Here is an 18,511-nt window from a genome sequence, read left to right as displayed (position 1 = left end):
CTATGAACGGCGTGCAAGGGTTGATGGATGCTCTGCGTAAGGGTGTCAAAGACACGAAGGAACGGCAGGAAGGCAAGGCGCAGAGGGGCGTGATTCAAGGCGGCAGGGTGCGCATCGGATCGCGCTCCTATTCGTTTAAAGCCGTCGTAGACTGCAGCACGGAAGAAGGCGCTCTCGTCTGGGTGCAGATTTCCAAAGGCGGCACGGCAATCATTCTGGGAGCGTGAGAATATGCACAGGGCAAGAGTGAGCACTGTGGAGGGCAAGAAGGCACTCTCCGAAGGGAAGTGGCTCACCGTCATCGGCAATCGAAGCGTCCACAGCGGCGACTGGGTGTGGACGGACGGGCGCTGCATCTACGGGCATGAATCCGCAGGCGGCAGTGCGCCTGTGCTCGCCAAGCGTGGGGAAAGCGGCGTTCCCATCTACGTTGGCGGATGGCACTGCATTTACCAACGAGGAGAACTGCGACGGCTGTCGGGACTCCCAGCGGTCAGTTACAGAGGACTTCTTTATCTGGGGGCGCACGCCGCACATCTTCTGCCGCATCCGTATCCGCGAGGCAAGAGACAGCTCCTCGATGCGGATATGGATGCCTATGGGAACATTTTTACACTCACGGGCGTTTACTGGGTGGAGGATGATTTAGGGATATGGCCGGGCGCTCTGGGCGCTGTCCGCGCAGAAAAGAACGGGGAAGAGATCGCCTCGCATGATCTCAGACCGTATTATGAGATGTTCAAACTGCCGCACTACACAAGCATCATTACCGGAGGCGGGCATATAGACTGCGAAGGGAACTGGGGCTTCTATTTGGAAATCGATGCCTCCACAGACGGCGGATATAACGGCAGGAAACCCGGCAGGGAAATGACCAATACCGTGTATTATGTGAATGCCGCAAGTGCGCATCCGTTGTTCTATGAATATGCACGCCTTAACGAAAACGGATTTCTGCGGAAGATAGAAAAGTTTACGGGCGCGAGGGGCAAGAAGTTCCCGATCCACGATGGTTACTATTATATGTGGAACCGCTATGCGCCAGTGTCCGCCAATGTACTCAGCCGTCCTGAGCGCATCATCCTGACTATTTTTACGCCGGCAGGAAACAAGGTCGTCACCGGATGCTTCCGCCTTGGCACGCGCTTTACGATTCTCCGCATCGGAGATGGGCAGTATCTGCTTGGCGTGCATTCCGTAACCACGCAGACGCTTTCCATGTCCACCACAGGAGAGGATCAAGTTCCGGAGGTATATCCTCCCGAGTGGGGATGGGACGTCGTTCATCCCTTCGAGAACGGGCTGTACCTATGCAAAGACGGCGTGCTGCAAAAGCTGGCGGAGGGCGATTGCGACACGTTCCGCTTCCGTCGTGTGCGGGACGTACAGACATGGGAAAAGACGTTGAAAAATGCAATTCAAGGGGGAAAAACGTAATGGAAAACCTTATGCACCTTCGCTGGTGGTCGGCGTGCATCGGCGTGCTTGTCGGCGAGTTTCTCGGCGACTTCGACCATCTGCTCTATGCGCTGATCGTATTCATTGCCGTAGATTACATCACGGGCGTCCTCTGCGCCGTGCTGGACAAGAACCTGTCGAGCGAGATCGGCTTTCAGGGCATCGTGCGGAAAGTCGCCATCTTCCTGCTCGTCGGCGTGGCAAACGTGCTCGACGTCCACATCATCGGCAGCGGCTGCGTCCTGCGCTCGGCCGTGATTTTCTTCTACTTATCAAATGAAGGCATCTCCATCGTAGGACATGCAGCGAGAATGGGACTTCCCGTACCGAAGAAGCTGCAGGAAGCCATGAAGGAGATACGGGAAAAGCAGATGCTCGGATAAAGGAACGAAGCCCGGCGGGGGAAATCCTGCCGGGCTTATTTTTTTGAGCAAAACCCATGAAGTTTCACCTTTGCCGTGGCTCTCTTGTAGAGGTGATTTTATGAAAACATCCGCTGAAAATCTTGGTTTCTGTCCTTTCAATTGTAGAGAGGGGAGAACACCATGACAGAAGAGCAAAAGAAGCAAATCAAAGACCTTCGCGGGAAGGGCGAGGGCTACAAGAAAATCGCACAGGAACTTGGTCTATCCGAAAACACCGTGAAATCTTTTTGCCGCAGGATGAATGCAGCAAAGCCGGAGGCAGTCAAGCCGCAGGCTGCGGATGTTGGCTTGAGTTGCGAATGCTGCGGCAAGCCGATGGAGCAGATTCCCGGCAGGAAGAAACGGCGGTTCTGCTCGGATGCCTGCCGCCAGAAGTGGTGGAACAGCCATCTGCATCTCGTGCAGCGAAAAGCCGTCTATCCATTGGTGTGCCGTCATTGCGGCAGAGATTTCGAGGTTTACGGCAACAGCCGCAGAAAATACTGCTCTCATGCGTGCTACATCGCCGAGCGGTTTGGCGGCTGCAAGAGCGCAGGAACTCGGAGGTGATTTCTCGTGACGAAGGAACAGTTTCAGCGCGAGAAAATGTACCAAGCCACGATGGGCATGGTGCGCCGGATGCTTTCCGAGGGGCTGATCTCCCAAGCCGAGTATGGACAAATGGAGCAAATCTTCCTCGAAAAATATAAGCCGCTGATCGGCTCAATCTATGCGGAAATACCGTTGACTCCTCGCCCGAGTTGAGGGATATATGGTGAGGGGTGATACAATTGAAGATTACACGCATAGAGCCGACCGTGGCGACACTTACGCCTAAAAAGAAAGTGGCAGCTTATGCCCGTGTTTCCGTGGAATCGGACAGATTGAACCATTTGCTCTCGGCACAGGTCAGTTACTACAGCAAGCTCATCCAGAACAATCCCGAATGGATCTATGTCGGGGTGTACGCCGACAGCGGTATCTCCGGCGGTGGGATAAGTCGCCGGGCAGAATTCAAGCGACTGCTTGCCGATTGCGATGTCGGACGCATCGACATCGTTCTCTGCAAGAGCATTTCAAGATTTGCCAGAAACACGGTAGACCTGTTGGAAACCGTGCGGCACTTAAAATCTCTCGGCATCGACGTGTGGTTCGAGAAGGAGAACATCCAGTCGCTCTCGGCGGACGGAGAATTGATGCTCGGAATCTTGGCGGGGTTTGCGGAAGAGGAGAGCCGCAGCCAATCCGACAATGCCAAGTGGTCGATTCAGAAGAAATTTGAGCGAGGGGAGCAATGGCACGCTGCCGCCTATGGCTACCGCTGGGACGGCAAGTCCTTCGTCATCTGCGAGGAAGAAGCAGATGCCATCCGGGTGATTTACGACAATTTCCTCAAGGATATTCCGCTCAGTCAGACATCCCGCTGGCTGCAGAAACACGGACATGCTTCATCCGTGCCGTTCATTCGCTACGCCTTGCGGAACATGGTCTATGCCGGCGATGTCCTTCTGCAGCGCTACATCACGGAAAACCCTCGGACGCACAGAATCATTGAGAACAAGGGACAGCTGCCGCGCTACTACATCACGGACAATCACCCTGCCATCATTGACCGAGAGACGTTCGATAAGGTACAAAAGAAAATTCAGGACAGCTACGACTTCAATCCGGCAGCACATCGCATCGTAAAGCCCAGCTGCTTCTCGGCAAAAATTATCTGCGGCAGATGCGGAGCGCACTTTGTCAAAGGTGTGTGCAAAACCAATGGACACGACGGTTTGCAGGAGCATTGGCACTGCTACGACAAAATCCGCAAGCGAACGTGCGACGCGAGGAACATCCGTGGCTATCGGCTTCGGGAGGCTTCCTGCGAGGTACTGGGATTGACGGAATTTGACGAAACTGCATTTGCTCGGACAGTGGAGAAAATCCTCACCACCGATACGGACGTGTTGGAATTCCACTTCTACGATGGTACGGTCAAGACGGCGAGGATTCACTATTTCAATCAAGCGGAGAAGAAGCGTACCGACCCGCATAAGAAGCCCTTCGGCTACCAATGGAGCAAAAACGGCTATGTGCTTGTTCCCAAAGAAGCCGAGGCGGTTCGGCTGATTTTCCAATACTACCTCGACGGCTGGCAAATTACGGACATCTCACGGAAGCTGGAAGCCGACGGCTATGGCAGCTTTCGTGGGAAAATATCCCGCAAGCTGATTGCCTACACGCTGGCAAGCGACTTCTACCTTGGCGTTCGGAGAATCAAGGCACAGTTCTCAAAGAGTGGACAGGAAGAAATCATCGAAAACGACCACGAGCCGCTTGTGACACAGGAGATGTTCGATGCCGCACAAGCACGGCGGCAAGCGGAATACAAACGATGGAAAGGACGTGAACGCGATGCGGAATGTGACGGTCATCCCCGCTAGCATCCATAGATTTTCGGAAGTGCCGCTGGCGAGCGCAGAGAAACGCAAAGTTGCGGCGTATGCACGAGTCTCCACGGACAACGAAGACCAGAAAACCTCCTACGCCGCCCAAGTGGATTATTACACCAACTACATCCAGAGCCGCTCGGACTGGGAGTTTGCCGGAATGTATTCGGATGAAGGCGTGACGGGAACCTCCATGAAAAAGCGCGAGGGATTCACCCGCATGGTGCAGGATGCCTTGGACGGCAAGATTCAGCTGATTGTCACGAAATCTGTATCGAGGTTCGCGAGAAACACGGTGGACAGCCTCACCACCATACGAAACCTTAAGGAACATGGCGTTGAGGTCTACTTTGAGAAGGAGTCTATCTGGACATTTCAGGCTCGCGGCGAAATTCTCTTGACAATTCTTTCCAGCCTATCGCAAGAGGAAGCGAGGAGCATTTCCGAGAACGTCACATGGGGCTTGCGGAAGAGGTTCGCAGACGGCAAGTTCTCCGTCGGCTACTCGCGCTTTCTCGGCTACGACAAGGGCGAGGACGGCAATCTCGCCATCAACGAGGAGCAAGCCAAAACCGTGCGGCTCATCTTCCAGCTTTTCCTTGAAGGCATGACGGCGTGTAAGATTGCCAAGGAGTTGACATCACGGCACATTCTGACAGTCACGGGCAAGGAGAGATGGAACGCAAAGACCATTCGGGGTGTCCTCACGAACGAGAAGTACACGGGATGCGCGAGAATCCAGAAGACCTTCACGCCGGACTTCCTCACCAAGAAAGCCGTCAAGAACTGCGGGCAAGTGCCAAGCTACTTCGTGGAACAGAGCCATCCCGCCATCATCGACCCTGCCGTGTTCGAGATGGTGCAGAGGGAGATGGAGCGACGCACACGGGAGGGCGGGAGATACAGCGGTGTGAGCATTTTCTCGGGGAAAATCCGGTGCGGCGAATGCGGCGGTTCTTTCGGTGCTAAAGTTTGGCACTCTACGGATAAGTACAGACGCACCATCTACCGCTGCAACAACAAGTATGACGGGCAGAAATGCCAGACGCCCCATGTGACGGAAGAGGAAATCAAGACGGCTTTCGTAAAGGCATTCAATCGTCTGGTGACGGAGCGGGATGAGATCATCGCGAATGCTCGGCTCATCAAGCAGACGCTTTGCGACACGACGGTTCTCACGGAGGAGAAAGTCAAGCTGCAGCAGGAGTTGGCGGTATTGGTGGAGATGACGGAGAACTGCGTTAGGCAGAACGCTCGCATTGCACAGAATCAGGAGGAGTATCAGCGGCACTACGAGGGGCTTGTGGCGAGATATGATGCCGCCAAGGCTCGGTTTGACGAGGCGACGGAAGCTATCTCTGCCAAGGAAGCACAGTCGGAGCGATTGGCAGAGTTTATCAAGAGGCTCAAAGCGCAGCCTGAGCCAGTGGCAGTGTTCGACAGCCAGCTTTGGGCGAGCATGGTAGAGTGCGTGACCGTGAGTAAGGGCATGACGGTGGTGTTTCGGGATGGGACAGAGATACGGATTTAGAAATTTGGCGCAGCGAAGAAATTTTTCAAAGCTGTGTGAAATTCCTGTCGGAGGATAACTTTTCCTAGAACTTCAACCCGAGGGAGAACCCATACGTCACATCCGGCGTATGGAATCCCTCGGGTTTTATGATGGGCGCAGCGGCGAATACGTCATAGGAAGCGTCGGCGAGTGTACCGCGCAGACCGATTGCTGCGCCCGCGATTGCATGTCCGTTGTAGACCTCCGTGCCGTAGCCGTAGACGGCGCCGACGTCAAGCCCGAAGTAGAGTTCCGCCTTCTGTTTCGGGAAGAGTGTCGAAAGCTCATTCCGAAGATACCAGCCGTTCGTTCCCATCAGCGTTGTTTCACCGTCGAAGCCGCGCACCGTATAGCGATTGCCCATGCTGATCATATCCACCCCGTAGAGCCGCATATTATCCATCGTCCACTGCCCGTGAAAGGATGTTGTAAGTGTTGCGGGACGATGACAGAACTCAAACGGATGCACAAAGTCTACATCGAGCAGCCACATTCGATAGAGCGTCTTGGGCGCATCGGCATAGGGCTTTTCCTTCTGTGCGCCCAGCCAGCCGAGACCAAAGCGGTGTGCCAGACGAAAATAGAGCGTATCTCGATCAATATAGAGACGCTCGGAAAAGCCGACCTCCATGGATGTCTGGTGCATCGCCTGGATGGGGATCTCCACATCGTTGATAAAACTATGGGAATTGCGCTTCTTCAGACGAATATCCATGCTCGTCTTCGTGCTTGACGAACGGTGCAGCACATAATCCCAGGAAAACGTCGAGATATTCGTATCGCCCGCGCTGATGAAATCGTAGGGGCGGCTCTCCACCGTCTGATGGTATTTCGAGCGTTGGTAAGAGAGCGTAAACGTATGCGCCCCATACGGAATCGTGTAGCTGACATTATGCCCGCGCGTACCTTTCGCATAGCCGTCCTGTGCGCCGTCTAGATTCATGCCGACGCGAAGGATATCATTGCGCTGAAATATTTGATCGACGCCGACACTGCCGTAAAGCTGGAGCTTTCCCGTATCCTCAAGCCCCGAATTGTCCACCGAGATCGTGCCGTAGACATTCTTGCCGCGTGTCACCGTGAGCAGGATATCCGTCATCTGCGGCTCCTGTGCCGGCAATAGCTTCACGGTAATATCCTGTGAAGGCAGGCGCTTCGCCTGCTCAAGCCCCTGCTCGATATCGCGTACATTCAAGACATCACCCGCACGAAACGGGAAGAGGTTGTAGGTATAGAGTGTATCACTGTCCTCGGCAAAGCGCACGGCATGAATGCGTCCGATCTGCAAAACGAGGTGCAGCTCTCCCAAGGAAAGATTTTGCTCGGGGATAACGACACGACTCGTGGAAAAGCCACGCTCCATAAGCTCTCGATTCATCTTGCTGACGGCTTCGTTGATATCTTTGAGAGAAAGCTCGCGTCCTTCGTAGTCACGGGAGATGTGGCGCAGGAAATAAAACTTCCCGGATGCATTCTCAAGGATGATTTTGGAGATGGGGAATCGGACGTTCGCATCGGCAGACAGAGGTGAAGAAGGAAGAGCGGGCGTATCAACCTCCGTGCGTTCTTGATGCATCCTCTCTTGTCGTGCCGCCTCTTGTTCTCGTGACTGGTCAAGCTGCTCTTGCTGTGAAAGTGGAGCAGCATTGGCGGGAGAGACGGATAAGGGGAGGATGGCTGCTGCGAGTAGGAGGGCAGATGGGAGTTTGTCTGGGATCAAATAGTTTCACCACATTTCTTAGGCCGTAACTTTACGCATCGAAGTTGTCGTCATCATTATGCACAAAGCCTGTATTAAGGAACCACTGATAAATTCAGCCACCCATCTTCACACATCTGCACTGTCCTCTCGTCGTCGACAAATCCTCGACGTAGCACCGCTACGCCTCCGGTTTGTCTCCTCGATAGATACAGCGCATCTGTGCAAATCTGGGCGACTTCATTTTATCAGCGTTTCCTTAAAAATGCGAAAATGTGCATAACGAATGGATTATCTAAATAGATACTCAAATGGCTGGAATAAAGATCCATAGACCATAGGAGACGTGTTTTCATAACCTGGAGACCTTAATCTTTGATATATTTCTTGTTCTTCATAAGTTAAATCGGAATATTGGGTAAGTATTTTCATCTGGTCCTTATATACTTTTTTGTGAGCTACTATTTTAGAGAGTCCTAGAAATGGTCGTTTATCATCTCTGAGTTCTGTATCGCTGTGTGTGTCAACATAGCTATTGATAACATCCACATCCTCTTTTGTTAAATCTTTGTCAAATAAAGTAATGTTGCCATGTACATAATCAATGATCCAAAAGCCATGTGCACCCCTCACATACAATTTCTCCTTGTTCTTTTCGTAGGTGTAAACCCAGTCTTCTATCTCGTGGTAATCTGAATGGACGGATGTTACTCTGTAATCTCTTAACTGTTTCCAATACGATATTTCGAAATCCCGAGGAAGTTGATCTATGATGAATAGATCATAAATACTGAGCATAAGGAGTATAAGAGTAATCCGTAAGAAAACGGAAACTAGAGCGCCACATACTAGCAGTAGAGAGATACATAAGGAAATAAAAAAATTATATTTTTTCATCTTATTCACCGCTTAAATCTATATCCGTGTTAATATCAGAATACCATTCATATGGGGTCAGTATCCCTGCCTTTTGCAATTCATGAGCACCATCATTGATCAAGCCTTTAAGAGTTGGTTTACCCCAATGGTCAAAATTGTAGTAGTCCTGGAACACTCCTTCTACATGGACTGAATTTTCACTAGTTCTGGTTATTCTTAGATTTAGTGAACCTTTTCCAGGTCCCATATGAAAATCATATGGATCGCCCGCCTTTGGACCTATACTTATCGCACGAAATTGTGTTTCCCCTACCGGAATTGCACCTCCTATTTTTGTTACTTGTTCCTGAAAGGATTTTCCGTTTATTATCAATGAACTCATTTCAGAATCAGCGTCAAAGTGTAGAGGTTCTCCTTCTCCTTCGTATGCGTGCCTGTATAGTTCCCGTGAAAGAGGGGTGACTTCTTGTGCTACGAATGAATTAGAAGCAAGGGCATAACCCCCGCCTAATATCCTGGCTGCAGTATTGGAAGCAAGGTTAGAAAACCTGCCTAGCATCTCGGAGGCAAGGTCAGACAGCTCACCTGGTATTTCACCTATATCATCAGAAAAAATGTCAGACAGTCTGCCGGGTATTTCACTTATACCATTAGAAAAAATGTCAGACAGTCTGCCGGGTATTTCACTTATACCATTAGAAGAATTGGTATTGAATAAGGTGTCTGCTTTTTGTTTGGCCATTACACCATCCAATATATATTGAGCTTTTGAAGAAGAGAGGTAGTCTTCCGTCTTAAGTTCGCCAGTCTCTATAAGCGTACGATATTCATTCGCTTTTTTATACGTTCGTTCATCCATACAAACAATTGCATTTAGCGTATAGTTTAATCCCTTGCTTAACCATTCTTCTCTATACTCTTCAGGAATCAAATCTCTCAATAACGGATATAGTGAAGCTGTAATTCGCTCATCATCGCCATCTCCTGTTAGACCGTGTTGTGCTTTGAAATTGCTTAATGCTGCATATCTCGCAATAATATCAATGAGTTCGCTCTCATCATCCGCTTCCAATGACCTTAGTTCGTCAACAAAAACATATTGTTCTTCTCCTAACCAGTTCCACTTCGTCCCGCTTGCTGCAGCAGATGCTCCTGCTTGGGCGGTTCCGCCGATTGCTTTTGCTGCGGCGGCACCGACAATGGCACTGACGATCTGCGCCGTACCAGGATCTATCCCCTTTAGGTTCTTGATCAGGGCCTCGTTTACGCCTGCACCGATCGCACCAGAAGCAAAGCCAGCTCCTGTGATCTGGCTCATGATGCCGCTGCTATTTTCTTGCAGTGACTATCAGCATATATCGGATTTTCTTTTGTTGTATTTCTATGCAATAATTCTTTTTTTCGGCAGATAGAGAGTTTGCGGTTGTTTTTATATTTCTCCAGCCATTCTCCGCCATTTTATCGGCAGATAAAGCATCTTTAAAGTCTCCTTGCACCTCGATGGCAAGAGAGCGTCCTCCTCCTAGATAAGTTGACTTCTGTATGTTGATAATATCACACTGTTGAATTTCTGTTAAATCGTGCAGAGCATAAGCTAGTGTAGCCTCATCTTGATCCGTATGCCCACCATAGTGCAGCGGATGATAGAAATAGCCCCATAGCCAAAAGAGCAAGAATCCCGTCCCTGCAACACAGATTGAATATTTTATGACAGATCTATTCATTTTTACCAACTTCCGTTTGAAAGCCTGAGAATATATTTAGTATCTCGCCTCTTAAATGAAAAGTGTATAATTTTTCTCTTATCTGTGCATTCATATTGATCTTCCTTTTGCATGATTTCTATCATTTGATATTTTTCGAGCAATGGCAAATATTGTTCCAGTTCATCCTCATAGCTTTTGGCACTTGTATATTTTATGGTGATATTGAATGGTACACTTGCTTTATCGAAAATCTTGAATTCAATAATTTGTGATGCCTCCGGTAAAGGAATGGCTTGATAAAGGGAAATATATTCATTCCAACCATCTTCCTTAACAGAATTTTCTTCGTAAACCGACAATATAGCGGAAGTAGTCAATGCAATCGCACATGCAATAAACAGAAACAAACCACTATACAAACAAATATAGGGATAAAATTCTCTTTTCAAAAATCATCTTTACTCCCTTCATAGAATGTCCATCCTGCACTTAAACTTGCTCCTGGGGTGCTTCCAATACCATAACAAATTAGTTGATATCCATTTAAGTTTGTTGATATTCCTCCTTCAGCTAGAATATTCAAAGTCCATCCGTCCGAAAAACCGGCCATTTCTTCTATTATTTTCTCTGGATCTGTAACTAGTTCCCTCTTTGAATTCATGAAGAAACCTTGGCCAAAAGAACCGCCAATCGGAAGAGTTGGTATTCCTGCGCCTAGAGCATACGAGGAAAAAACTGGCATTCCATCCACGTTAAATATAATGGTCATAATCGTAGTTGGCCCCACAGAATATAGACTGTAGACACAATGCCCTTCAGGAAGTTCATAAACCCAATTATTATTACGTATGCCATCTCTTATAAAATCGAATTGGGTGATCAAGCTATTATTCTTCGTCCCGCTCGCCGCCGCACTTGCACCAGAACCCGCATTCCCACTGACCGCCGTAGCTGCTGCAGCTCCGACAATCGCACTGACGATCTGCGCTGTGCCGGGATCCTTGATCTTCTTGATCTCGCCGATCACAGCCTCATTGATGCCTGCACCGACAGCACCCGAGGCAAAGCCTGCTCCTGTGATCTGGCTCATGATGCCGCCGATGATGGCGTGGACGGCGATTTTTCTGCCGCTGCCGTCGTCGGGGAGGTTGTGGGCAAGACGGAAGGCTTCTTCGCCGAAGGCGGCGGCGAGTTCCTGCTGTTCTTCGATCTTCTGCTTGTCAAAGATACGTCCAAGTTCGTTCAGCGAGTTCGCCGTATCGCGGCTCAAGGCAGAGATGTCCTGCGTGGGATTCTCGCGGATGTCGATGGTTCCGGGGGCAATGGCAGATTTTGTGGTGTCAGTACATTGTATTTAGAGAATTATCATTGTATCTTTAACGTTCCTTTCCTCCACTCCTGCAATGTAATTTCTGAAATAAAGCCCAATGTTCCTCTCTCTTTTGAAAGTTCCTCTAAGCACTTTTCTGCTTCTCTGGGAACTATGTTCAATAATGTCGAAGCTGCATTCAACCGAACATATCCATCAGAGTGGGATAAAATAGATATAAGTTGTTGTGTCCCCTCTTCCGTTTCTTTTAGTTTTCTTTCAGTTGACCTTATCTTATCATATATTTTATTTGCTTTACCTGCGGTCTCACTGTATCCCCACTGCATACATATATCTATATAGTAGGAAATTAAATCCAAAGGTTTTTTCATAAGTATACCTCTTTCGTTTATCTGGAAGTCAGTTAAATGGTTTAAAAACCCAATGTCCATGGTCCAGTGTTACTGTACCGAATTTTTCAAGTTGTTGTATTCCAAACTTGAATTGCTCTTCAAAACTTTGGGTTGCTAACCAGTCTCGAACTGTTTTATCTCCTGTGAAGAGATATTTACTAGAATATATCTTACTTATCTCCGAATGTATGCTTCCTTTTCCGCTCGGTAAAGCGATAACATTACCTACGTTATGAATCTGTTCAGGAGCAAATCCGGCTCTATAGGATTTGATTTGTGATTGCTCAACAATGTGATGCCACTGCAGGCCCTTCCCTGGATCACCTAATTGCCTTTTCAGTCTATAAAAGTTATCAAACCCTTTTTCTATCTCTACTATTGACGATATCTTTGTTCCTTTAGTTAAATACTTTAACTTTGATATTTTCGCTTCAGGAACAGCAAGTTCGGCAATCTCTTCGAGTACTGCACCTACTATAAAGCCTTTGTCATAAGCATCTCCATCCTCTAGGATATTTAACTGTTCATACAGTGTATCTTTTAATGAATTCCCTAATTCTCCTGAGGAAAACAGTTCTCCAAGAGTTTCTGTGACATCTTTTATAACTTTAAACGGATCATCTGCAATTGCACGAAAACCCTCAATAGTTCCTACACCATGCATGATTAACCCGTCTTTTAATCCGTCGGCTAGGTAAAAAGGGAAAAAACGTGTTTGTTCTGTATTGTAGTTTATAGGATTGTTTCTTCTTAGTTCAAAACCATCTCCTTTTACAACTTCTACGATATCGGCATATTTTCTATTAACTTCTTTTAGGATCCCATAGTCACTAAGCAAAGTATTATCCGCTAAATACTTTGCGTAGGCATTGCGTTCTTGCTCATTTTCTTGGTAAATTTTTTCATAACGTTCAATAATCGTTTGACGCTCTTCTTCTGTTTTTGCTTTGGATAGTTCTTCCTGCATTTGTCGCTCTTGCCAGCGATACAAGAAGTTCCACTTCGTCCCTGCTGCTGCAGCACTTGCACCAGCGCCAGCATTCCCGCCGACAGCTTTGGCTGCTGCAGCACCTACAATCGCGCTGACGATCTGTGCGGTGCCGGGATCCTTGATCTTCTTGATCTCGCCGATTACAGCCTCATTTACGCCTGCACCAATCGCACCAGAAGCAAAGCCAGCACCTGTGATCTGGCTCATGATGCCGCCGATGATGGCGTGGACGGCGATCTTCCGGCCGCTGCCGTCGTCGGGGAGGTTATGGGCGAGGCGGAAGGCTTCTTCGCCGAAGACCTTGGCAAGCTCTTGCTGCTCTTCGATCTTCTGCTTGTCAAAGATACGCCCCAGTTCATTCAGTGCGTTCTCCGTATCGCGGCTGAGGGCAGAGAGATCCTGCGTGGGATTGTCGCGCACATTGATCGTGCCCTGTGCGACGGCGGCTCTTGTCGTGCTCTTCGCATCGCCCTTCGCGGGCATGGAGATGTTGGGGGTGAGGCCTATGGTGTTATAGACCTTGTCCTTCTCCTTCTGGCTCATCTTGTCGTAGTTGCCGTAGTGATGGTAGGCCGCCCCGATGCTCTTCGAGCTGTAGTCCGCTTCGTTTTTAAGGTCGCTGAAAGAGAATGTCCCTGTGCTGAGGCGGTTCTTTCCCGCTTCCGCTTCGCTTGCGATGACCGCGCCTTTGAGGTCGGTGTTCTTCTCGACGTAGATGTCGAAGCCGTCTTTCCCTGCGAAGAGGCCTGCCTGCTCATGTGCGCTGCGGTAGTGGGATTCCAGGCTTCCCTTGCTGACCGATGCACCGACCGTGGGCTTGGAGAAGGAGCGGAGGATTTTGCCGGAGCCGGCCGGGTCGAGCATCTGGTTCATGCTCCAAGAGAGGTTGAAGCCCGCCGATGTGTTCTTCTCCTCGTAGGTTTCTTTTTCCTGCAAGGTTTCGATCGTGAGATTGCCTCCGACGTTCGCCTCGATCTTTTCGCCCTTGGCCTTGCTTCCGAGGATGTTCGTATCCTTGCCACTTTCCAGCTTGAGCGTTCCCGCAGCTTTCGCTTCCGTGGGGGTGTAGGACGTGCGGCTTTCCTTGCTCTTTCCTTTTGCGCTGCTCGCGCTTAGGCTGAGGCCGGAAAGGCCTTGCGGGGAGAAGGAGGCTCCGATGCTTGCGGCGCTCGTCTTGTTCTCGCTCGTCGTGACGCTGGTGTTTTCTCCGGCTTCGAGGCGCACGTCTCCCTTAGCCTTGAGGGAGACGTCCTTTCCTGCAACTTGGGAGCCTTTGACAGAAAGGTCATGCTCTGCCGCCGTGAGGCTTGCTGTGCGGCCGGCGCGGATCGCGCTGCCCACGTATTCCTTGCTTGTGCTCTCGGTGCGGCTGTAGGTCTTGCTCGTGCCGAGGCTGAGATTCAAGGAGAAGCCCGAGGCATCCTTCAGTGGGTTTTGTCCCTTGCCAAAGTTTTCATGGATGAGGCGGCCGGCCTTCCAGGCGTAGACGGCCTTCAAGCGGTCGTCCTTCACTTCGCCGAGGCGCTGCAAAGGCGCGGCAATCTCCTGCCCGAGGCTCAGGAGGCCATGGCTGAGACTGACGGTAAGCCCCGTCGTCCGGCTCTCCTGCGTGAAGCTCTCGCGGTAGATGTTGTCCTTGCCGTCGAGGATGGTTTCCTTCGCTGCGATAGTCGCATTTTTGGCCGCAAGGATATTGCTCGATGAGATATGCGCGTTCTCTCCTGCAGCGATGGAGACGCTGCCACCGAGTGCCGCGATGTTCGTCCCCTGCTGGGTGATGGCATCGCTGTCGTGCGTGGTCTTCGTCTTCTGCGTGCCGATGGTGAAGCCGAGCCCGCCGGAGGAGAAGACGCCGGATTTCTTGACCTCTTTGAAATTCTCCGCATGTGCAACGTTCTCCGCCGAGGCAGCAGAGATGTTCCGTCCTGCGGCAATCTTCACGTCGTGATCTGCCGCGATATCTGCCGCCGTAAAGGAAGCATCCCGTTTGGCCGCGATGCTGACGTTCGCACCCGTGACCTTGCTCGTGATCGCGGTATCGGTCTCGTTGTCCGTGCGGATGGCGGTGGTTTTGGCGGAGAGCAGTCCGCCCGACTTGTACCGGATGCCGTAGTGATCTTCCGCCGTTTCCCGTCCGGCGGTGAGGGAGATGTCGTTTCCGGCGGAAAGGGAAACCGTGCCGTTTTTGCTTTCGATGGTGGCGGCTCTTGCTTTCAGATCGTTTCCGGCAGCGAGAGAGATATTGCCGTCGGCACGAATCTCTGTGCCGAGTTCCGTGCCGCGCTTGATACGAAGATAATTCTCCGCATTCGCCGTCATATCCTTCTCGCTTTGGAGTTTCTTGGTGTCAAGGGAGATGTTTTCTCCCGCCGAGAGGAGCACGCTGCCGTTTTTGCCGAGCGCTGAAAGTGTTGCTCCCGCAAGAGCGATGTTCTTTCCTGCGCTCACAACAAGAACGCCCTCATCGCCCTTCACAGCGATTCCGGCGGTCGTATTCAGAACATCCTGATGGGCGAGCTTCTCCGTCGTGCTTTCCGCCGTAATATTGTTCCCGGCTTCAAGGGCAACGGCTTTGTCCCCGATGACAGAACCCTGCACGTGGATATCCCGCTCAGACTTCAGCCCGATCTTCTGTCCGCGCATCCGTCCCGTGTTTTCGATCTCTCCCGCCTGCACGATGATGTTTTCCCCGTAGAGCGTGCCGGCGTTCTTCAGCGCATCTTTCGTCTCGACGATGATGTTCCGCGCCGAGATGAGACTGCCGCCCTCGGTGAGGCGAAGTCCTTGAGTGTTCTTCGTGTAGAGAACAGGGTATACGGCGCGCTCCTTTTTGCCATTGACTTCGACCTCACGCTCCTCCAGCCAGATCATATCCGAGGTGAGGGCGGCAATCTGCTCCTTGGAAAGCGCGATGCCGGGAGCGAGATTCATTTTTTGGGCATAGGAAATGCCCGCATCCATAAGAGCCTTGAATGCGGTTTCATCATCGGTATAGCCGTCAAGGTGGCGCTTTCCCGTCTGCCGAAGAATCTGGTCGGCAAGGAGCTGCTGCTCGTAGAAGCCGTCGCCGATGCGCTTGGGGATTCGGTCGGGATCCCACCGAAGCCGCTGATACATATAGTCCGAGGAGAGGAACTTCTTCCGGTCGGTGAAGGCAGGATCGGTCTCGACGAGATACTTTGCCGTGCTCTCGGGATGCACGCGATAGAGCGCGCTGAGGGAGAGATGCTCTGCGCCGCCTGTGCTTGTTCCTGCCGTTTGCGGATGCGAAGAGAGCCCGAAGGGGGAGAGCGTCCGGGCAACGCGATCGCGCTGCGCGTCCTCGATGGACTCTGCAGCAGCATTCTCCTCGATTACATGGACGCCGATGGGCGTGGGATTCGTACGTACGACTTCGGGCGTCATACAGGCTTTTCCATGGTACTTCCGTACTTTCCCTTTATGAAGCCAGCTTCTTCTTTCCGTATAGCTTCCCTGCGTCGTCCCGAGGGTGACGGTCTGCTCCTGCTGCATATGGGCGTTTTCGGTGAGAGCGCCATCCGCGCGAAGTGTTCCGCCCGCACTGATGGTGCTGTCCGTGTTTTCCGTGTCGCCGTGCAGCGTGATGCTGTTTCCTGCCCGAATTGCGGCGGGCAGGGAGGACGTGACCGTCTCGGCAGAATGCACGTCTGCCGTCTCGATGAACGTCAGCAGGTTGATCTTCTGCCCGGCCGCCTGCGCCGTCGTGCGGTTGTATTCCTCGGCCTCGCGGTTATACGCGTCGATTTTTTCGTTGAGCGCCGCAAGGATGCTGCGGTACTGTGCATCCCATGCCGCTTGCGCCGGGTCTCCGTGCGCAGGACGCGGGGAGGCCATGGACGTGACGCCGAGCTCGGCGAAGATCGGGTCGTCATAGTCGTAGTTCGGGGCGAGCGTTCCGACGATTTCTGCGGGAACCGGCGTCTCCCCTGCGGCAATTTCGGCAGGAGTAAGCTGCGCCACAGGCTCATAGGCGGCACGTTCATAGATGGGCTTTTTCGCCATGTAGCTGTGATACGCGCCATAGCCGCTGCCGACTTCCCGGAACTCCCCCGCAGGGAACGCCTTGCCCTGCTCGCTGTGTCCCGGCTCGTCGATGCGGATCTTGGTGGGGTTCATGCTGGCCTTCGTGATGCTGCGTTTTGCGGCAAAGGCGGCGTTTTCGTTCTCGATATGGGGCGCTGTGATGACGATGCTGCCCTGCGCCTCGATGCGTGCACCGCGGTTTTTGACTGTTTCGTTTGCCGTAATGGAAAGATCTTTGCCGGAGTAGAGCAGGGCGTTTCCGCTATTTTGAACCGTATCGGCATGGATCTTGAGCTGGTCGTGTGCGGCGATGACACCTGCGGGATGGGATGCGAGTTCATCGCGGAGGGCATCGACTCTGCGCTGCTGTGCATCGTAAGATGCTTCTGCCTGCCCGATCCTCTCCCGATAAGAGGAGAGAAGCGAAGGAAGGGAGGCGCCGTTTCGCGCCGCGAGATCCATGTGAGCGGCTTCGACCTGCGCCGCGTGGTGCGAGAGCGTATGCACCTCGGAGGCAAGACGATCTTCAAGAGCACGGTCGGTCTCATTCGTGACATTCCCTGCCTGGATCGTCACCGTGCCGCCGTAGATTCGGCCGCCGCTCTTGTTTGTCAGCTGCCGGGCGTCGATGGAGGTGTTCTTTCCGCCATAGATGAGATTCGTGTTTTCGATCTGCCCGGCGCGCAGGGAAACGTCACCGTCACTGTAGACGTTGCCTGTGGTCTTGAGGTTGCCGTTCACATCAAGGGAGACGGCCTGTGTGGCGGAAAGCTGTCCCGTGAGATTGACGCCGAGCCCCTTTTCCGTGCCGATCAGGGTGATGCGGTTGGCGTACATGCCGCCGATGTCCGCGAGGTCGATGGCATAGTGCGGGGCAGGGACAGCCGTTTCGGAGGCGATGGGGGTGATGCTGCCGTCTCTTCCGATTTCGTTTCTTCCGGCGACGATCTTTGCATGATTCGCCCAAAGGCCTGCGTTCACCTCAACGGCACGGGCATAGATCTCGGCGCTTTCCGCGCCGCGCGCGTCAAGCCCCTTGCCCCGGATGTCGATCCTGCCGTCATCCGTGCGAAGCCCTGTATAGCCGCCCGACGGATCGTGCAGGACGTGTCCCGCCGCGAGGATGGCGCGGGAGGCATTCAAAAAGCCGGCGCCATCGGCGTAAATCCCGTTCGGGTTTGCGATGATGACATCGGCTTTCGTGCCCGCCACTTCGAGAAATCCGCGCAGCTCCGAAGGCCGGTCGCTCATCACCTCGTTCACGATGATGCGTGCAGGACCTCCGCTGAGATTTGGATTGCCCTCGATATATCCGGCGAGCTGTGTATTCGAGAAGAGAAAGGCGTTGTTGAGGATGGCGCCGCGTTCCGGGACACTGAACGCCTCGTAGCGGTTCACGGAGACGTCGCCGCCGTCGGGGCGGGCGATCTGCACGAGCGGGACGCCGCTCGCCGTCTCCGTCACATAGGGACGCTGCGCTTCGGGCGCCGAAGCGTCGGCAACGATGTCCGTAGCAAAAGCAAGAGACGGCTGCAACGAAAAGACGCCCAAGGTGAGCCAGCTTGTAATCTTTCGTGCAAGGTCGTTTCTTCTCATATTCGGCATCCTCCTCATATATCCC

The 18,511-nt window shown here is 52.1% G+C and carries 15 protein-coding genes; 7 read left to right on the top strand and 8 right to left on the bottom strand.

Annotated features, from left to right (window positions below; translation table 11 throughout):
* The first annotated feature begins 2 nt into the window (after positions 1-2).
* From ACRTGH_RS02350 to ACRTGH_RS02320, 7 genes are all read left to right on the top strand, one after another.
* Positions 3-227 carry a hypothetical protein gene (locus ACRTGH_RS02350; RefSeq protein ID WP_368847069.1) on the top strand — a complete coding sequence of 75 codons (225 nt, stop codon included), beginning with the start codon at positions 3-5 and terminating at the stop codon, positions 225-227.
* A 4-nt stretch (positions 228-231) separates the two neighbouring features.
* On the top strand, positions 232-1,437 hold the full coding sequence (locus ACRTGH_RS02345) for a hypothetical protein (protein ID WP_368847070.1): 1,206 nt from the start codon (positions 232-234) through the stop codon (positions 1,435-1,437).
* On the top strand, positions 1,437-1,841 hold the full coding sequence (locus ACRTGH_RS02340) for a phage holin family protein (RefSeq protein WP_368847071.1): 405 nt from the start codon (positions 1,437-1,439) through the stop codon (positions 1,839-1,841). Before ACRTGH_RS02345 ends, ACRTGH_RS02340 begins: the two co-directional genes overlap by 1 nt.
* 162 nt (positions 1,842-2,003) lie before the next feature.
* Positions 2,004-2,432, top strand: coding sequence for an RNA polymerase subunit sigma-70 (locus tag ACRTGH_RS02335; protein WP_368847072.1), 429 nt, complete (start codon positions 2,004-2,006; stop codon positions 2,430-2,432).
* A gap of 6 nt (positions 2,433-2,438) precedes the next feature.
* Complete coding sequence (locus tag ACRTGH_RS02330) at positions 2,439-2,627, top strand: SHOCT domain-containing protein (RefSeq protein WP_368847073.1); 189 nt, start codon at positions 2,439-2,441, stop codon at positions 2,625-2,627.
* 26 nt (positions 2,628-2,653) lie between these two features.
* Positions 2,654-4,291 carry a recombinase family protein gene (locus tag ACRTGH_RS02325; RefSeq protein WP_368847074.1) on the top strand — a complete coding sequence of 546 codons (1,638 nt, stop codon included), beginning with the start codon at positions 2,654-2,656 and terminating at the stop codon, positions 4,289-4,291.
* Positions 4,206-5,828, top strand: coding sequence for a recombinase family protein (locus ACRTGH_RS02320; protein WP_368847075.1), 1,623 nt, complete (start codon positions 4,206-4,208; stop codon positions 5,826-5,828). The genes ACRTGH_RS02325 and ACRTGH_RS02320 overlap by 86 nt, the downstream gene beginning before the upstream one ends.
* A gap of 64 nt (positions 5,829-5,892) precedes the next feature.
* On the opposite strand, the gene ACRTGH_RS02315 is transcribed toward ACRTGH_RS02320, so the two are convergent.
* The 8 genes from ACRTGH_RS02315 to ACRTGH_RS02280 all read right to left on the bottom strand — a co-directional run bounded on the left by ACRTGH_RS02315 (position 5,893) and on the right by ACRTGH_RS02280 (position 18,486).
* Positions 5,893-7,425, bottom strand: a complete 1,533-nt coding sequence (locus ACRTGH_RS02315) for a ShlB/FhaC/HecB family hemolysin secretion/activation protein (RefSeq protein ID WP_368847076.1) — start codon at positions 7,423-7,425, stop codon at positions 5,893-5,895.
* A gap of 414 nt (positions 7,426-7,839) precedes the next feature.
* Positions 7,840-8,181 (bottom strand): hypothetical protein, encoded by a 342-nt coding sequence (locus ACRTGH_RS02310; protein ID WP_368847077.1) that lies wholly within the window; start codon positions 8,179-8,181, stop codon positions 7,840-7,842.
* Positions 8,182-8,446: 265 nt separating this feature from the next.
* On the bottom strand, positions 8,447-9,745 hold the full coding sequence (locus ACRTGH_RS02305; RefSeq protein WP_368847078.1) for a hypothetical protein: 1,299 nt from the start codon (positions 9,743-9,745) through the stop codon (positions 8,447-8,449).
* A gap of 10 nt (positions 9,746-9,755) precedes the next feature.
* Positions 9,756-10,151: a hypothetical protein gene (locus tag ACRTGH_RS02300; protein ID WP_368847079.1), complete on the bottom strand. Its 396-nt coding sequence runs from the start codon at positions 10,149-10,151 to the stop codon at positions 9,756-9,758.
* A gap of 2 nt (positions 10,152-10,153) precedes the next feature.
* Positions 10,154-10,582, bottom strand: a complete 429-nt coding sequence (locus ACRTGH_RS02295) for a hypothetical protein (RefSeq protein ID WP_368847080.1) — start codon at positions 10,580-10,582, stop codon at positions 10,154-10,156.
* Positions 10,579-11,403 (bottom strand): hypothetical protein, encoded by an 825-nt coding sequence (locus ACRTGH_RS02290; RefSeq protein ID WP_368847081.1) that lies wholly within the window; start codon positions 11,401-11,403, stop codon positions 10,579-10,581. Before ACRTGH_RS02290 ends, ACRTGH_RS02295 begins: the two co-directional genes overlap by 4 nt.
* A gap of 95 nt (positions 11,404-11,498) precedes the next feature.
* Positions 11,499-11,834, bottom strand: coding sequence for a hypothetical protein (locus ACRTGH_RS02285; RefSeq protein ID WP_368847082.1), 336 nt, complete (start codon positions 11,832-11,834; stop codon positions 11,499-11,501).
* Between the two features lie 28 nt (positions 11,835-11,862).
* Complete coding sequence (locus ACRTGH_RS02280; protein ID WP_368847083.1) at positions 11,863-18,486, bottom strand: hemagglutinin repeat-containing protein; 6,624 nt, start codon at positions 18,484-18,486, stop codon at positions 11,863-11,865.
* Positions 18,487-18,511 lie beyond the last annotated feature (25 nt).

The organism is Selenomonas oralis (genome assembly GCF_051603425.1).
Classification (GTDB): Bacteria; Bacillota; Negativicutes; order Selenomonadales; family Selenomonadaceae; genus Selenomonas; species Selenomonas sputigena_A.
This window is presented reverse-complemented; position numbering and strand designations above follow the sequence as displayed.